Source organism: Nocardioides sp. GCM10028917 (assembly GCF_042666175.1).
In the GTDB taxonomy this organism is placed as follows: Bacteria; Actinomycetota; Actinomycetes; order Propionibacteriales; family Nocardioidaceae; genus Nocardioides.
Genome location: NZ_JBHTFL010000007.1, coordinates 1,042,809 through 1,056,786, shown reverse-complemented (window position 1 = coordinate 1,056,786; position 13,978 = coordinate 1,042,809). Strand labels below are relative to the sequence as shown.

At 70.4% G+C, this 13,978-nt stretch carries 14 protein-coding genes and 1 pseudogene; 10 read left to right on the top strand and 5 right to left on the bottom strand.

What is annotated here, in order from left to right; translation table 11 throughout:
• The first annotated feature begins 63 nt into the window (after nt 1–63).
• The 3 genes from ACFQW6_RS14460 to ACFQW6_RS14450 all read left to right on the top strand — a co-directional run bounded on the left by ACFQW6_RS14460 (nt 64) and on the right by ACFQW6_RS14450 (nt 2,643).
• A complete protein-coding gene (locus ACFQW6_RS14460; protein WP_378546462.1) occupies nt 64–1,209 on the top strand; it encodes an acyl-CoA dehydrogenase family protein in 1,146 nt (381 codons plus the stop codon).
• Nucleotides 1,210–1,279: 70 nt separating this feature from the next.
• Nucleotides 1,280–1,840: an RNA 2',3'-cyclic phosphodiesterase gene (gene thpR / locus ACFQW6_RS14455; protein ID WP_378546459.1), complete on the top strand. Its 561-nt coding sequence runs from the start codon at nt 1,280–1,282 to the stop codon at nt 1,838–1,840.
• Nucleotides 1,841–1,908: 68 nt separating this feature from the next.
• The gene (locus tag ACFQW6_RS14450) at nt 1,909–2,643 is read left to right on the top strand and encodes a VIT family protein (RefSeq protein ID WP_378546456.1); all 735 of its coding nucleotides are present in this window, start codon (nt 1,909–1,911) and stop codon (nt 2,641–2,643) included.
• Between the two features lie 25 nt (nt 2,644–2,668).
• Here ACFQW6_RS14450 and ACFQW6_RS14445 read toward each other — a convergent pair whose 3' ends face one another.
• On the bottom strand, nt 2,669–3,688 hold the full coding sequence (locus ACFQW6_RS14445; protein ID WP_378546453.1) for a LacI family DNA-binding transcriptional regulator: 1,020 nt from the start codon (nt 3,686–3,688) through the stop codon (nt 2,669–2,671).
• A 123-nt stretch (nt 3,689–3,811) separates the two neighbouring features.
• Here ACFQW6_RS14445 and ACFQW6_RS14440 point away from each other — a divergent pair, with 123 nt between their 5' ends.
• The 3 genes from ACFQW6_RS14440 to ACFQW6_RS14430 all read left to right on the top strand — a co-directional run bounded on the left by ACFQW6_RS14440 (nt 3,812) and on the right by ACFQW6_RS14430 (nt 7,084).
• On the top strand, nt 3,812–5,119 hold the full coding sequence (locus ACFQW6_RS14440; protein WP_378546450.1) for an extracellular solute-binding protein: 1,308 nt from the start codon (nt 3,812–3,814) through the stop codon (nt 5,117–5,119).
• Between the two features lie 101 nt (nt 5,120–5,220).
• Nucleotides 5,221–6,168: a carbohydrate ABC transporter permease gene (locus ACFQW6_RS14435; RefSeq protein WP_378546447.1), complete on the top strand. Its 948-nt coding sequence runs from the start codon at nt 5,221–5,223 to the stop codon at nt 6,166–6,168.
• A gap of 1 nt (nt 6,169) precedes the next feature.
• Nucleotides 6,170–7,084: a sugar ABC transporter permease gene (locus ACFQW6_RS14430; protein ID WP_378546444.1), complete on the top strand. Its 915-nt coding sequence runs from the start codon at nt 6,170–6,172 to the stop codon at nt 7,082–7,084.
• A gap of 3 nt (nt 7,085–7,087) precedes the next feature.
• On the opposite strand, the gene pntB is transcribed toward ACFQW6_RS14430, so the two are convergent.
• The 3 genes from pntB to ACFQW6_RS14415 form a co-directional block, all read right to left on the bottom strand.
• Complete coding sequence (gene pntB / locus ACFQW6_RS14425; protein ID WP_378546440.1) at nt 7,088–8,524, bottom strand: Re/Si-specific NAD(P)(+) transhydrogenase subunit beta; 1,437 nt, start codon at nt 8,522–8,524, stop codon at nt 7,088–7,090.
• 4 nt (nt 8,525–8,528) lie between these two features.
• Nucleotides 8,529–10,058, bottom strand: coding sequence for a Re/Si-specific NAD(P)(+) transhydrogenase subunit alpha (locus tag ACFQW6_RS14420; protein WP_378546437.1), 1,530 nt, complete (start codon nt 10,056–10,058; stop codon nt 8,529–8,531).
• 137 nt (nt 10,059–10,195) lie between these two features.
• Nucleotides 10,196–10,765, bottom strand: a complete 570-nt coding sequence (locus ACFQW6_RS14415; RefSeq protein ID WP_378546434.1) for a nucleotidyltransferase family protein — start codon at nt 10,763–10,765, stop codon at nt 10,196–10,198.
• 52 nt (nt 10,766–10,817) lie between these two features.
• On the opposite strand from ACFQW6_RS14415, the gene ACFQW6_RS14410 reads away from it, so the two are divergent.
• Nucleotides 10,818–11,573: an endonuclease/exonuclease/phosphatase family protein gene (locus tag ACFQW6_RS14410; protein WP_378546431.1), complete on the top strand. Its 756-nt coding sequence runs from the start codon at nt 10,818–10,820 to the stop codon at nt 11,571–11,573.
• A 13-nt stretch (nt 11,574–11,586) separates the two neighbouring features.
• Here ACFQW6_RS14410 and upp read toward each other — a convergent pair whose 3' ends face one another.
• Complete coding sequence (gene upp / locus ACFQW6_RS14405; protein ID WP_378546428.1) at nt 11,587–12,228, bottom strand: uracil phosphoribosyltransferase; 642 nt, start codon at nt 12,226–12,228, stop codon at nt 11,587–11,589.
• A gap of 122 nt (nt 12,229–12,350) precedes the next feature.
• Here upp and ACFQW6_RS14400 point away from each other — a divergent pair, with 122 nt between their 5' ends.
• From ACFQW6_RS14400 to ACFQW6_RS14390, 3 genes and pseudogenes are all read left to right on the top strand, one after another.
• Nucleotides 12,351–12,836: a tRNA adenosine deaminase-associated protein gene (locus tag ACFQW6_RS14400; protein WP_378546425.1), complete on the top strand. Its 486-nt coding sequence runs from the start codon at nt 12,351–12,353 to the stop codon at nt 12,834–12,836.
• A 26-nt stretch (nt 12,837–12,862) separates the two neighbouring features.
• Nucleotides 12,863–13,291, top strand: a pseudogene (gene tadA / locus ACFQW6_RS14395) (tRNA adenosine(34) deaminase TadA); the annotation flags it as partial.
• A 104-nt stretch (nt 13,292–13,395) separates the two neighbouring features.
• A complete protein-coding gene (locus ACFQW6_RS14390; RefSeq protein ID WP_378546422.1) occupies nt 13,396–13,875 on the top strand; it encodes a GNAT family N-acetyltransferase in 480 nt (159 codons plus the stop codon).
• Nucleotides 13,876–13,978: the final 103 nt, after the last annotated feature.

Below are 13,978 nucleotides of genomic sequence, written 5' to 3'. Positions count from 1 at the left end.
GTCCCCTCGGACCCACTTCCGGGTGATCGACGGGGCTTGGTGACTCGCGGGTAACATAGCCGCATGAAGCGTGAGATCTACGACGAGGACCACGAGGCCTTCCGCGCCTCGGTCAAGCAGTTCCTGGACCGCGAGGTCACCCCCCACCTCGAGACGTACGCCGGCAACCACGGGCTCGACCGCGACTTCTGGCTCGCCGCCGGCAAGCAGGGCTTCCTCGGCCTCGAGATCCCGGAGGAGCACGGCGGCTCCGAGGCCGGCGACTACCGGTTCAACGCCGTCCTCACCGAGGAGCTCGCCAAGGTCAACATGACCCTCCCGAGCTGCGTCGGCATCCACGCCGACATCACGGTCCCCTACCTCGTCCACCTCACCACCGACGAGCAGCGGGCACGCTGGCTGCCGCGCGCCGCGACCGGCGAGCTCGTCACGGCCATCGGCATGACCGAGCCCGGCGGCGGCTCCGACCTGGCCAACCTCCGGACCACCGCGGTCCGCGACGGTGACGACTGGGTGATCAACGGATCCAAGACCTTCATCACCAACGGCGGCTCGGCCGACATGGTGCTCGTCGCGGCCCGCACCAGCCCGGAGAAGAAGGCCAAGGGCATCTCGCTCTTCGCCGTCGACACCACGCTGGAGGGCTTCAGCGTCGGCCGCGTGCTCGACAAGGTCGGCCAGGACGACTCCGACACCGCCGAGCTGTCGTTCGAGGACGTGCGCGTCAGCAACGACGACCTCGTCGGCCCGCTGGACACCGGCTTCATCTCGATGATGCAGTTCCTCCCGCAGGAGCGCCTGGGCTCGGCGATCACCAACCTCGCCCACGCCAAGCAGATCCTCGACGAGACGGTCCAGTACGCCAAGGACCGGCAGGCGTTCGGCCAGGCGATCGGCTCGTTCCAGAACACCCAGTTCCTGCTCGCGGACCTCGTCACCCGCGTCGACGTCACCCAGGCGTTCGTCGACCAGTGCGTCGTCGCGCACACCAAGAAGGAGCTGACGCCCGTCGACGCCGCCAAGGCGAAGTGGTGGACCTCGCAGGTGCAGAACGACGTGCTCGACCACTGCGTGCAGGTGCACGGTGGCTACGGCTACATGAACGAGTACCGCGTCGCCCGCGCCTGGCGCGACGCCCGCGTGACCAAGATCTGGGCGGGCTCCAACGAGATCATGAAGATGCTGATCGGCCGCGACCTCGGGCTGTGACCCCGCCCGCTGGTCGAGGAGGTCGCGCAGCGACCGTCACGAGACCCGGCGTCACGGCACACTGAGCCGCATGACGCGGATGTTCGTGGCGGTCGTCCCGCCCGAGGAGGTCGTGGAGGACCTCGAGTCGTTCCTGTCGGCGCGGCGCGAGGCCGCGACGTTCCGCTGGTCCGCCACGGAGCAGTGGCACGTGACGCTGGCCGTCGCCGAGTCGGTCCCGGACCGGGCGCTGGACGGGCTCGACGAGCTGCTGGCCCTGGCGGCCGAACGGCGGACGTCGTTCGGGATGCGCATCGCCGGCGGTGGCGCGTTCCCGCACCCCGACGCGGCGAGGGTGCTGTGGTCCGGCCTCGAGGTGGACGACGAGGTGGGCCTCGACGCGCTCGCCGCGTCGTGCCGGGCGGCGATGTCCCGCGCGGGTGCCCGCGTCGACGGACAGCGGTTCCACCCGCACCTGACCCTCGGCCGGCTCGGTCGGCCGGCCAACGTCACGTCGTGGGTCCGGCTGCTCGACGCCTACGACGGCCCCCGCTGGCAGGTCGGCGAGGTCGCGCTCGTGGCGTCGTACCTCGGCGAGGGCGCCCGCCGCCGACCGCGGCACGAGGTCGTCCGGACGTACGCGCTCGCCTGACGTCGTACGCCGCGCAGCCAAGCCTCACCTTCGTTGCGCGGCCGGGCACGGCGAGGAACGATCGAGACGTGAGCTTCGAGATCGGGACCGACGAGGATCCCCGGCACTTCCACGAGGAGCTGGGCGACGACGTCGGCACGCGGCTCAACTGGCTGCGCGCCGCGGTGCTCGGCGCCAACGACGGCATCGTGTCCACCGCCGGTGTCGTGATGGGCGTGGCAGGTGCCACCGACGACAGCGGCGTGATCGTGATCGCCGGCATCGCGGCCCTGACCGCGGGCGCCCTGAGCATGGGAGCGGGCGAGTACGTCTCGGTCAGCACCCAGCGCGACTCCGAGAAGTCGATCCTCGGCCTCGAGGCCGCGGAGCTGCGGCAGATGCCGCAGACCGAGGAGCGCGAGCTCGCCGCGATGTACGTCGAGAAGGGCCTGTCACCGGAGACGGCCGAGAAGGTCGCCCGTGAGCTGACCGAGCACGACGCGCTGCGCGCGCACGCCGACATCGAGTTCGGCATCGACCCCGACAACCTGACCAACCCGTGGCACGCCGCCTGGGCCTCCATGCTCGCCTTCACGATCGGCGCGCTGCTGCCGCTGCTCATCGTGGCGTTCGTCCCCGACAGCGTCCGGGTGCTCCTGACGGTCCTGAGCGTCGTCGCGGCGCTGGCGCTCACCGGGTTCGTCAGCGCGCGCATCGGCTACAGCCCGCGCCTGCCGGCCGTCGTGCGCAACGTGTCCGGCGGCCTGCTCGCGATGGGGGTCACCTACCTCATCGGCACGCTCGCCGGCACCACCCTCGGCTGAGGCGGTCCTCCGCTGGTCGACCGGGTCAGTCCCGGTCGATCGCCGGCCCGGTCGAGCCGCGCAGCACCAGCTCGGGGGCGAAGAGGTACTCCCGCGACGCGACGGGGTCGCCGGCGATGGCGTCCGCGAGCGCCGCGACGGCGGTGCCACCCATCTGCGCGACCGGCTGGCGCACGGTGGTGAGCGGCGGATCGAGGAACGCCACGAGCGGCGAGTCGTCGAAGCCGACGACCGACACGTCGCGAGGTACGTCGAGGCCGGCAGCACGCGCCGCCCGGATGGCGCCGATCGCCATCATGTCGGAGCCGCAGACGACGGCGGTGGCGCCCTGCTCGAGCAGCTGCTCGGTGGCGGCCGCGCCCCCTTCGACGGAGAAGATGGTCTCGGCGACCCACGATCGAGCCTCCGTGGCGGGCAGCCCCAGGCGGGTGCCGAGCGCGGCGACGAACCCTTCGCGCTTGCGAGCCGACGGCATGAACCTCGACGGACCGATCGCCAGCCCGATGCGGCGGTGACCGAGATGGGCGAGGTGGGCCACGGCGATGTCCATCGCGACCCGGTCGTCCGCCGACAGGAAGGGGGCCTGCACCCCGGCGACGTACCCGTTGACGAAGACGACCGGCAGCCCCCGGTCGAGCAGCATCCGGTAGCGCTCGTGGTCGGCCCGGGTGTCGGCGTGCTTGCCGGAGACGAAGATGATCCCCGCCACGCCGTGGTCGAGGAGCGACTCGACGTACTCGTCCTCCGAGAGGCTGCCGGGCGACTGGGTGCACAGCACCGGGGTGAACCGGCGGCGTGCCAGCGCGTCCTCGATGACCTGCGCGAAGGCGGGGAAGATCGGGTTCTCCAGCTCGGGCACGACCAGGCCCACGAGGCCGGCGCTGCGCTGCCGCAGGTGGGTGGGCCGCTCGTAGCCCAGGACGTCGAGCGCGGTGATCACCGACTGTCGCGTGGCCTCGCTGACGCCCGGCTTGCTGTTGAGGACGCGGCTCACGGTCGCCTCGCTGACGCCCGCCTCGCCGGCGATCTGCGACAGGGTGGCCATGGCCGAATGCAAGCACGCTTGCAGGGGGCTTGCAAGGTCTTTCAGATTCTGAATGTTCTTGCTAGCCTCCGGTGACCGTCATCACACGCACCCCTAGGGGTGCGCTTTTCATGGGAGACATCGATGCGCCGATTCAAGGCCGGCTCCGCCGGAATCGCCGTCGCCGCCCTCGCCCTCACGCTCGCGGCGTGCGGTAGCGACAGCGGGGACTCGGACAGCAACACCGAGAGCGAGGGCGACACCAGCTCGGCCGACCTCAACGCCGAGCTGACCTGGTGGGACACCTCGGACGCCACCAACGAGGCACCTGCCTACGACAAGCTGATCGAGAAGTTCAACGAGGAGTACCCGGACGTCACGATCAAGCACGAGACGGTCCCCTTCGACCAGACCCAGAACAAGTTCAAGACCGCCGCGGAGTCCGGCTCGGGTGCGCCCGACATCCTTCGCGCCGAGGTCGCCTGGACCCCGGAGTTCGCCTCGCTGGGCTACCTCTACGCCTTGGACGGCACCGCGGCCCTGGAGAACAACTTCCTCGAGACCCCGCTGTCCAGCAACGTCTACGAGGGCAAGACCTACGGCGTCCCGCAGGTCACCGACACGCTCGGCCTGATGTACAACAAGGCGCTCTTCGAGAAGGCGGGGCTGGACCCCGAGGCCCCGCCCACCACGTGGGACGAGGTCACCGAGGCGGCCAAGGCACTGAAGAGCAAGGCCAAGGTCGACGGCATCTACCTCAACTCCGGCGGCTACTTCCTGCTGCCCTTCATGTACGGCGAGGGCGCCGACCTCGTCGACGTCGACGGGCAGGCCATCACCGTCAACAGCCCCGAGGCGGCCACCGGCATCCAGACGGCCCAGGACATGGTCAAGGACGGCACCTCGGTCAAGCCGACGGCCAACGACCCCTACGGCACGATGATGACCCTGTTCAAGGAGCAGAAGGTCGCGATGATCATCAACGGCCCCTGGGAGGTCGCCGGGATCAGCGACGACCCGAACTTCGGCGGCATCGAGAACCTCGGCGTCGCGCCAGTTCCTGCCGGCGGCGCCGGCCAGGGCGCTCCGGTGGGCGGCCACAACTACGTCGTGTACTCCGGCATGGACGACCAGAAGGCCGAGGCCGCAGCCGCCTTCATCGCCTTCATGAGCTCGGCGGAGTCCGAGGCCTTCATCGCCGACGAGCTCGGCCTGCTGCCCGGCAACGCCGACGCCTACGACATGGTCACCAACGAGCGCGTCGCCCTGTGGGCCGACGCCATGGAGGTCGCCCAGCCGCGGCCCTGGATCGCCGAGGGCGGCCAGTTCTTCGCCCCGCTCGACGAGATGGCCACCGAGGTGCTCATCCAGGACAAGCCGGTGCAGCCTTCCCTCGACAAGGTCGCGGAGACCTACAAGAGCGACGTGGTCCCGGACTACTCGCTCCAGTGACACCCTGCTGACCGCGGGGGCCGGACCGGGCGACGTACCGGTCCGGCCCCCTGCGGGAGCGCCACCCCCAGCACTTCCTCTCGACCTCCCGGAGACAACGGATGCGCAAGAGCTTCGACAAGCACTGGTACGCGTGGGCCATGGTGCTCCCCACGGTGATCGTGCTCGGTGTCCTGGTCTTCTATCCCCTGCTGCGGGGCGTGGCCCAGTCGTTCACCAACCTGAACGAGTCCAACCAGCGCGACGAGATCTGCACCAAGGTCCTCGGCGGCGAGGAGACCTGCGAGCCCAACCCCGACGCCGCACAGTTCGTGGGTCTCGACAACTACATCGACATCCTCACCGGTGCGCAGGGCGAGTTCTGGCTGCAGTTCGTCAACACCCTGGTGTGGACCATCGCCTGCGTCGTGTGCCACTACGGCCTGGGCCTGGGCCTGGCGGTGATGCTCAACCGCGAGTTCCGCGGCCGTGGCTTCTACCGGGTCGCCCTGATCCTGCCGTGGGCGGTGCCGTCCTTCGTGGCGGCCTTCGCGTGGCGGTTCATCTTCGACGAGCGCTTCGGGGTCATCAACGGCGCCCTGCGCGCCGTCGGCCTGGACCCGGTGGCGTGGTTCGAGCAGCGCTGGACCTCGCTGTTCACCGCCATCGTCGCCAACGTCTGGCTCGGTGTCCCGTTCATGATGGTGGCGCTGCTCGGCGGACTGCAGTCGATCAACGGCGACCTCTACGAGGCGGCCGAGATCGACGGCGCCACTCCGTGGCAGCGCTTCGTCAACATCACCCTGCCGGGGCTGCGCCCGGTCAGCTCGACGGTGATCCTGCTCGGGACCATCTGGACGTTCAACATGTTCCCGATCATCTACTTCGTCACCCGCGGCCAGCCCGCCGGTGAGACCGAGATCCTCGTGACCGGTGCGTACCGCGCGGCCTTCGAGGGCATCCGCGACTACTCGCTGGCCGCGACCTACGGCGTGCTGATCCTCTCGATCCTCGTCGTCTACGCCGGGGTCTACAAGCGCGTACTGGCCAAGCAGGGAGAGGTGTTCTGACATGGCAGAGGTGCTGCCCCAGGCGATCCAGCCGGCGACGATCGAGGGGGCCCAGGCGCTCGACCGCCCGCGGCCACCGCACGTGCGCCGCAAGCGCTCCACCGTCGCCAGCATCGGCCTGCACGCCACCCTGGTGGTGGCGACCTTCTGCGCCCTGTTCCCGATCGCGTGGGTGCTGCTGAGCTCGATCAAGCCGGCCAGCGAGATCCGCCGCTCGGAGATCCACCTCTTCGCCAGCCCGACCCTGGAGAACTACCGGACCCTGCTGGGCGAGACCGACTTCCCCTACTGGTTCCTCAACTCGGTCATCGTCGCGGCCTTCACGATGGTGTTCGGCATCGCCATGTCCGCCACCGCCGGCTACGCCCTGAGCCGCTTCAACTTCCCGGGCAAGCGCGGGCTGATGTGGACCTTCCTGCTCACCCAGATGTTCCCGGTGGCGATCCTCATCGTGCCGATCTACACGATCATGGCGAACCTGGGGCTCATCGACACCAAGGCCTCCCTCGTCATCGCGTACCTCACCGTCGCGGTCCCGTTCTGCGCCTGGATGCTGCGCGGCTACTTCGACACGATCCCACGCGAGCTCGACGAGGCCGCGGCGCTGGACGGCCTCGGCCCGTACGGCACCTTCTGGCGCGTCGTCCTGCCGCTGGCCCGGCCGGGCATCGCGGTCACGGCCTTCTACACGTTCCTCACCGCCTGGGCGGAGGTGGCGTACGCCATCGCCTTCATGCAGAGCAGCAGGAACTACACGCTCGGCGCCGGCCTCCAGCAGTTCGTCCCGCAGTTCAGCCCCCGGTGGGAGCTGCTCACCGCGGGGGCGGTCCTCGTCACGCTCCCGGCGGCGCTCGTCTTCTTCTTCGCCCAGCGCCACCTGGTCGCGGGTCTGACCGCCGGTGGCACGAAGGGCTGAGGGTCAACCCAGGGCGGCGACGATCTCGTTGACCTTGTCCTTGGCGTCGCCGAAGAGCATCTGGGCGTTGTCCTTGAAGAACAGCGGGTTCTGCACGCCGGCGTAGCCCGTGGCCATGGACCGCTTGAAGACGATGACGTCCTTGGCGTTCCAGACCTCCAGCACGGGCATCCCGGCGATCGGTGAGCCCGGCTCCTCGAGGGCCGCGGGGTTGACCGTGTCGTTGGCGCCGATCACGAGGACGACGTCGGTGTCCGGGAAGTCGTCGTTGACCTCGTCCATCTCCAGCACGATGTCGTACGGCACCTTTGCCTCGGCGAGGAGCACGTTCATGTGCCCGGGCAGACGGCCCGCCACGGGGTGGATGCCGAAGCGGACGTCGACGCCCTTCTCGCGCAGCTTCTTCGTCATCTCCGCGACGGGGTACTGCGCCTGTGCGACGGCCATGCCGTAGCCGGGGGTGATCACGACCGAGGACGCGTGGGCGAGCAGGTCGGCGACCTCGTCCGCCTTGATCTCCCGGTGCTCGCCGTAGTCGCGGGCCTCACCGGAGACGGCGCCGTCGGAGCCGAAGCCGCCGGCGATGACGCTCACGAACGAGCGGTTCATCGCCTTGCACATGATGTAGCTGAGGATCGCACCGGACGAGCCGACGAGCGCGCCGGTGATGATCAGCAGGTCGTTGCCCAGCATGAAGCCCGCGGCGGCCGCCGCCCAGCCCGAGTAGCTGTTGAGCATCGACACCACGACAGGCATGTCACCGCCGCCGATCGCGGCGACGAGGTGGAAGCCGAGGACCAGCGCGAGGACGGTCATGACCGCCAGCGGCACCATGCCGACCCAGCCGTCCGTGGCCATGAACCACACCATCAGCACGGCCGACACCACGAGGATGCCCAGGTTGAGCAGGTGGCGCCCCGGCAGCGCGATCGGCGCGGACCTCATCCGCGCGCTCAGCTTGAGGTTGGCCACGATCGATCCGGTGAAGGTCACCGCGCCGATGAAGACGCCGATGAAGACCTCGGCGTTGTGCACAGCATCGGACTCCAGCCCGACGCTGCCGTGGGCCGAGGCCACCTCGATGAACGTGTTGTAGCCGACGAGCACGGCCGCGAGGCCGACGAAGCTGTGCATCATCGCGATCAGCTCGGGCATGCCGGTCATCTCGACGCCGCGTGCCAGCCGGATGCCGATCACCGCGCCCACCGTGCCGGCGACCCCGATGATGACGAGCCCGACCACGATCGGGGTCTTGTCGACGATGAGGTCGTCGGTGAGGTAGTCGAGGACGAGCAGCAGCGTGGCGACCACGGCCAGTGCCATGCCGGCCATGCCGAACGCGTTGCCGCGACGGGCCGTCTCGTGCTTGCTCAGGCCGGCGAGCGCGAGGATGAACAGGAGCGCCGCGAGGATGTAGGCGCCCGTGACGAACGAGACCACTGGCTCAGCCCTTCTGGAACATGTTGAGCATCCGCCGGGTGACGAGGAAGCCACCGAAGACGTTGATGCTGGCGAGCAGGATGGCCACCCCGGCGATCACCTGGACCGCGATGTTGTCGACCGGGGCCTGGAGGATCGCGCCGACCACGATGATCCCGCTGATCGCGTTCGTCACGCTCATCAGCGGGGTGTGCAGCGCGTGGTGCACGTTGCCGATGACGTAGAAGCCGATGACGACGGCGAGCACGAAGACGGTCAGGCTCGGCAGGAAGCTCGGCGGCGCCAGGGTCGCGAGCGCGAGGAAGACCACGGCGGCCAACCCGGCGGCGTACAACCTGCGACGGGGGTCAGGTGGTGTCGGTGGCGCCTTCTCGACCGGCAGCACCTGCGTCGCCTCGGCCGGCGCGGCCGACACCTGCACGGGCGGAGGCGGCCACATGATCCCGCCGTCGCGCGTCACGGTGATGCCCCGCTGCACGACGTCGTCCATGTCGAGGGTGAGGACGCCGTCCTTCTCGGGGGTCAGCAGCTTGAGCAGGTTGACGACGTTGGTGCCGTAGAGCTGGCTGGTCTGCGCGGCGAGCCGGCCGGCGAGGTCGGTGTAGCCGAGGACGGTGACGCCGTTGGCGGTGACGACGCGCTCGTCGGTCACCGTGGCAGCGACGTTGCCGCCGTTGGCCGAGGCCATGTCGACGATCACGGAGCCGGGACGCATCGCGGCGACCGTGTCCGCGGTGACGAGCAGCGGGGCGGGCCGACCGGGGATCAGCGCGGTGGTGATGACGATGTCGGCGGCGCGCGCCTCCTCGTCGTACATCGCGGCGGTCGCGGCCTCCTGCTCGGCGGTCATCTCCTTGGCGTAGCCGTCGGAGGAGACCTCCTGCTCCATCTCGACCCTGACGAACTGCGCACCCATCGACTCGACCTGCTCGGCGACCTCGGGGCGTACGTCGAACGCGCGCACGATCGCGCCCAGGGAGCCGGCCGCCCCGATGGCAGCGAGCCCGGCGACGCCGGCGCCGACCACGAAGACGCGGGCCGGGGGGACCTTGCCCGCCGCGGTGACCTGGCCGGTGAAGAGCCGGCCGAACTCGTGCGCGGCCTCGATCACCGCGCGGTAGCCGGCGACGTTGGCCATCGACGACAGCACGTCCATCGACTGGGCCCGCGAGATCCGCGGCACGGCGTCCATCGCCAGCGCCGTGACCCCGGCCGCGCTGAGGCGCTCGACCAGCTCGGGGCTGCGGGCGGGCGCCATCAGGCTGATGACCGTGGCGCCCGGGCGCAGCCGCCCGATCTCCGCGTCGCTGGGGGCGTTGACCTTGACCACCACGTCGCTCGACCACACCTCGTCGGCCGGGACGACGCGCACGCCGGCGTCGGTGAAGGCGACGTCGGGCTGGTCGGCCGCTGTGCCCGCGCCCTGCTCCACCACGACGTCGTACCTGAGCGCGGCGAGCTGGGAGGCCGTCTTCGCCGTCGCGGCGACCAGCGTCTCGCCGGGCCGGGACTCACGGGGGATGCCGATGCGCACTGCTGCCTCCTGGACGTGGCTTGACGATGGCGGGACAGCAGCCGGACACGGTGATCCGGGCACTGGCCGGGGTCAACGTACCGAACAGGCGCGGTCCGGCACCGGCGTCCCGTGTGGCGTGGACCACATCGAGGCGGCTACGCCGGTGGCACCACGTCGAGTCGTTCGAGCAGGAACAGCAGCGCCCCGGCGAACGGGCTGTCGGCCGTCTCCTCCCGCACCCGGTCGAAGTCGACCTGCTCCCGCAACGCCCGCACGACCGGGATCATCGCCGCGAAGTCGCAGTAGTGCTCGTCGAGGGCGAGCATCTTCTGCACCAGCACCTCGGTGGCGGAGAGCACCGGCATCTGGACGGAGAGCACCTCGAGCACGTCGGCGTCCTCGACGATCGCGCGCGACGCGGGACCGCCCGAGTGGCGGTGGATGAGGTCGACCATGGCTCCGTCGCTGTACGCCTTGAACAACCAGTCCTCCGGCGGGTGCACCACCTCCACGCCACCTGCCTCGAGCACCTCGGCGGCGCGCTCGGCGTCCTCGGCCGCGATCAGGAAGTCGACGTCGTGGACCGACTCGGGACCACCTCGCGCCCAGACGGCGTAGCCGCCGGTCAGCGCGAAGGGGACTCCTCCCTCCTTGAGCACCACGGCGACGCGCTTGAGCGCCTCGCGCAGGCCGTCCTGCGACGCGGGCGGCGGAGGAAGCGTCATGCCAGCAGGTACCCACTGCGCATGACTTCACCAACCTCGGGCACCGGACCGCGTGCGCCTGGCCACCTTCAACATCCTCCACGGTCGGTCCCAGTCCGACGACCGGGTCGACCTCGACCGCTTCTCGGAGGCCATCTCCTCGCTCGACGCCGACGTGCTGGCCCTGCAGGAGGTGGACCGCTACCAGTCCCGCTCGTCGGACGCCGACCTCACCGCGCTCGCCGCCGAGGCGATGGGCGCCCCGGAGCACCGGTTCGTCGCGGCGCTCAGCGGCGTCCCGGGCGCCACCTGGATGGCGGCCGTGGGGGACGAGCAGCCCGACAGCGCCGCGTACGGCATCGCGCTGCTGTCGCGGTTCCCCGTCCACGCGTGGCACACCGTCCGGCTCGCCCCGGTGCCGGTGCGCTTCCCGATGAAGTTCAGGGGGTCGAGACGGCCCGAGCTGGTTCGCGACGAGCCGCGCGTGGCGGTCGCCGCCACCGTCGAGACGCCCTCGGGCATCGTCACGGTCGCCAACGCGCACCTGACGTTCGTCGAGTGGTGGAACGGACGCCAGCTCGCACGTGTGCGTGACTCGCTGTCCGGTGCCGACCGGCCGTTCGTGCTGATGGGCGACCTCAACATGGGGCCCGCCCGGGCGTCGCGCATCTCCCGCATGCGACCGCTCGTGTCGGGCCTGACCTTCCCTGCCCACACCCCTCGCGAGCAGCTCGACCACGTCCTGGCCGACGGTGACCTCCCGCCGGGCGAGGGACGGGTGGTGGAGCTTCCGCTCTCCGACCACCGCGCCCTGGTCGTCGACCTCTGAGGACCGGTGTCGGTCAGTGCGCGACGCCGTAGAGCCGGTCGCCGGCGTCGCCGAGGCCGGGCACGATGTAGCCCTTGTCGTTGAGCTTCTCGTCGAGCGCCGCGGTCACGACCGTGACCGGCACCTCGTGCCCGTCGAGGGCCTTCTCGAGGTTGTCGACGCCCTCGGGCGCCGCCAGCAGGCAGATCGCGGTGATGTCGTCGGCGCCCCGGTCCGTGAGGAAGCGGACGGCCGCGGCCAGCGTGCCGCCCGTCGCGAGCATCGGGTCGAGCACGTAGCACTGGCGGCCCGACAGGTCCTCGGGAAGGCGCTCGGCGTAGGTCGAGGCCTCGAGCGTCTCCTCGTTGCGGACCATGCCGAGGAAGCCGACCTCGGCCGTGGGGAGCAGCCGCATCATGCCGTCGAGCATGCCGAGCCCGGCGCGCAGGATCGGGACGACCATCGGCTTGGGCTGGGCAAGGTAGACGCCGGTCGTCGGGCCGACGGGCGTCGTGATCGGCCGCGGGTCGACGCGGACCTCGCGGGTCGCCTCGTAGGCCAGCAGGGTCACCAGCTCGTCGGTCAGCCGACGGAACGTCGGCGAGTCCGTGCCCTCGTCGCGCAGGACGGTGAGCTTGTGGGAGACGAGCGGGTGGTTCACCACGTGCAGGCGCATGGGGGTCACCCTAGTGGGGAGGCCGCTCGCCGATCGAGACGCCGGAGAGGGTTGGCGGTCCCCATCCTTTCTGCGACATTGGAGGAGGGACCGACGAGGGACTGGACGAGGGAGGTGTGGGGATGTCCGAGCAGTCCGGCGAGGTCGACTTCGCGCTGGCTGCGTTCCGCGACGACGGGGCGTGGCAGGTGCGGGAGATCGCCTCGCCCGCCTACGACTCCGTGGATTCCCTCAGCCACGCCCTCCGCCAGGTCGCGCGCGAGGACGGCGCCGTGGGCATGGTCGCCGTCGACGAGGACTTCTTCGTGCTCGTCCGCGTCTCCGGTGCGAGCACGCGCGTGCTGCTCTCCGACGTCACCGCCGCCGACGAGTGGGAGCTCGCCCAGTCGGTGATCGACTTCCTTGGCCTGCCGCCTCCGGAGGACGACGACATCGAGGTGCCGGCCGGCGACCTCGGCCTGCTCGACGACCTCGGTCTCCACGCCATCGACCTCGGCGCGCTCCTCGACGACGTCGAGCTCTACCCTGACGAGATGCTCTCCGAGATCGCCCGCCGCCTCGGCTTCGGCGAGCTCTTCGACGACGCGGTCGGCCTCACGTCAGCATGACGCCGAGCGGCCCCTGGGACGACGCGATGCGCCTGGCCCTGACCGAGGCGCAGGCTGCGCTGGCGGCGGACGACGTACCGGTCGGCGCCGTCGTCCTCGACGCGTCGGGCACGGTCGTCGGCAGGGGCCACAACACCCGCGAGCTCCACCACGACCCCACCGGCCACGCGGAGGTCGTCGCCCTCCGCGCCGCCGCAGCCGCCCGCGGCGAGTGGCGGCTTTCCGGCTGCACGCTCGTCGTCACGCTCGAGCCCTGCACGATGTGTGCCGGCGCCGTCGTGCTCGCCCGGGTCGACCGCCTCGTCTTCGGGGCGTACGACGACAAGCTGGGCGCCGTGGGCTCGCTGTGGGACGTCGTGCGCGACCGCCGGCTCAACCACCGTCCCGAGGTGGTGGCCGGGGTGCTGGCCGCCGAGTCGACCGCCCTCCTGGACGACTTCTTCGCGCGACACCGAGCGCCCGCCGCCGGGGTATCTAGGGACGATCTGGTAGGTCGGCAGGCCGTTTCACCTACTACTTCGTCCCTAGATACCGGGGACGGGGAGGTGAGCGTGAGGACATGAGCACCGTCCGCCGCGCGACCCCTGAGGACGCGGCCGTCCTGGGCCGGTTGCTGTGGGACTTCAACACCGAGTTCGACACCGAGACCGACGCCGCCGACGTGCTGGCCGAGCGGTTCGCCCGGATCCTCGAGCTGCCCGAGATCCTGGCTGTCCTCGCCGAGGACGGCGGCGAGGCGGTGGGGTTCGCCCTGGTGAGCCTCCGGCCGGCCATCTGGTTCGACGGCCCCGTCTCGCAGCTCGAGGAGCTCTACGTCGTGCCCACCCTCCGCTCGGGCGGCATCGGGACGCAGGTACTCGCCCTGTGTCGCCGGATCGCCCAGGACCTCGGGTCGCCCGAGATGCACATCAACGTCGACGAGGTGGACGTCGACACCCGCCGCTTCTACGAGCGGCACGGTTTCGTCAACATCGAGGACGGGGTCGACTACCGGATGCTCTGCTACATCGGCCCGACCACGTCCCCGAGCGGTGGCTGAGGAGTATTCGGAAGGCCGAGAACCCTCCTCACGCACCGCTGGTCGACCGGGCGGTGGCTGAGGGGGATTCAGCAGCCCGAGAACCCTCCTCACGCACCGCTGG

Excerpts from the sequence above, each read along its gene's own strand:
- ACFQW6_RS14460 (WP_378546462.1), top strand. The coding sequence starts at position 64 with ATGAAGCGTGAGATCTACGACGAGGACCACGAGGCCTTCCGCGCCTCG.
- thpR (WP_378546459.1), top strand. The coding sequence starts at position 1,280 with ATGACGCGGATGTTCGTGGCGGTCGTCCCGCCCGAGGAGGTCGTGGAG.
- ACFQW6_RS14445 (WP_378546453.1), bottom strand. The coding sequence starts at position 3,688 with ATGGCCACCCTGTCGCAGATCGCCGGCGAGGCGGGCGTCAGCGAGGCG.
- ACFQW6_RS14440 (WP_378546450.1), top strand. The coding sequence starts at position 3,812 with ATGCGCCGATTCAAGGCCGGCTCCGCCGGAATCGCCGTCGCCGCCCTC.
- ACFQW6_RS14435 (WP_378546447.1), top strand. The coding sequence starts at position 5,221 with ATGCGCAAGAGCTTCGACAAGCACTGGTACGCGTGGGCCATGGTGCTC.
- ACFQW6_RS14430 (WP_378546444.1), top strand. The coding sequence starts at position 6,170 with ATGGCAGAGGTGCTGCCCCAGGCGATCCAGCCGGCGACGATCGAGGGG.
- ACFQW6_RS14415 (WP_378546434.1), bottom strand. The coding sequence starts at position 10,765 with ATGACGCTTCCTCCGCCGCCCGCGTCGCAGGACGGCCTGCGCGAGGCG.
- upp (WP_378546428.1), bottom strand. The coding sequence starts at position 12,228 with ATGCGCCTGCACGTGGTGAACCACCCGCTCGTCTCCCACAAGCTCACC.
- ACFQW6_RS14400 (WP_378546425.1), top strand. The coding sequence starts at position 12,351 with ATGTCCGAGCAGTCCGGCGAGGTCGACTTCGCGCTGGCTGCGTTCCGC.
- ACFQW6_RS14390 (WP_378546422.1), top strand. The coding sequence starts at position 13,396 with ATGAGCACCGTCCGCCGCGCGACCCCTGAGGACGCGGCCGTCCTGGGC.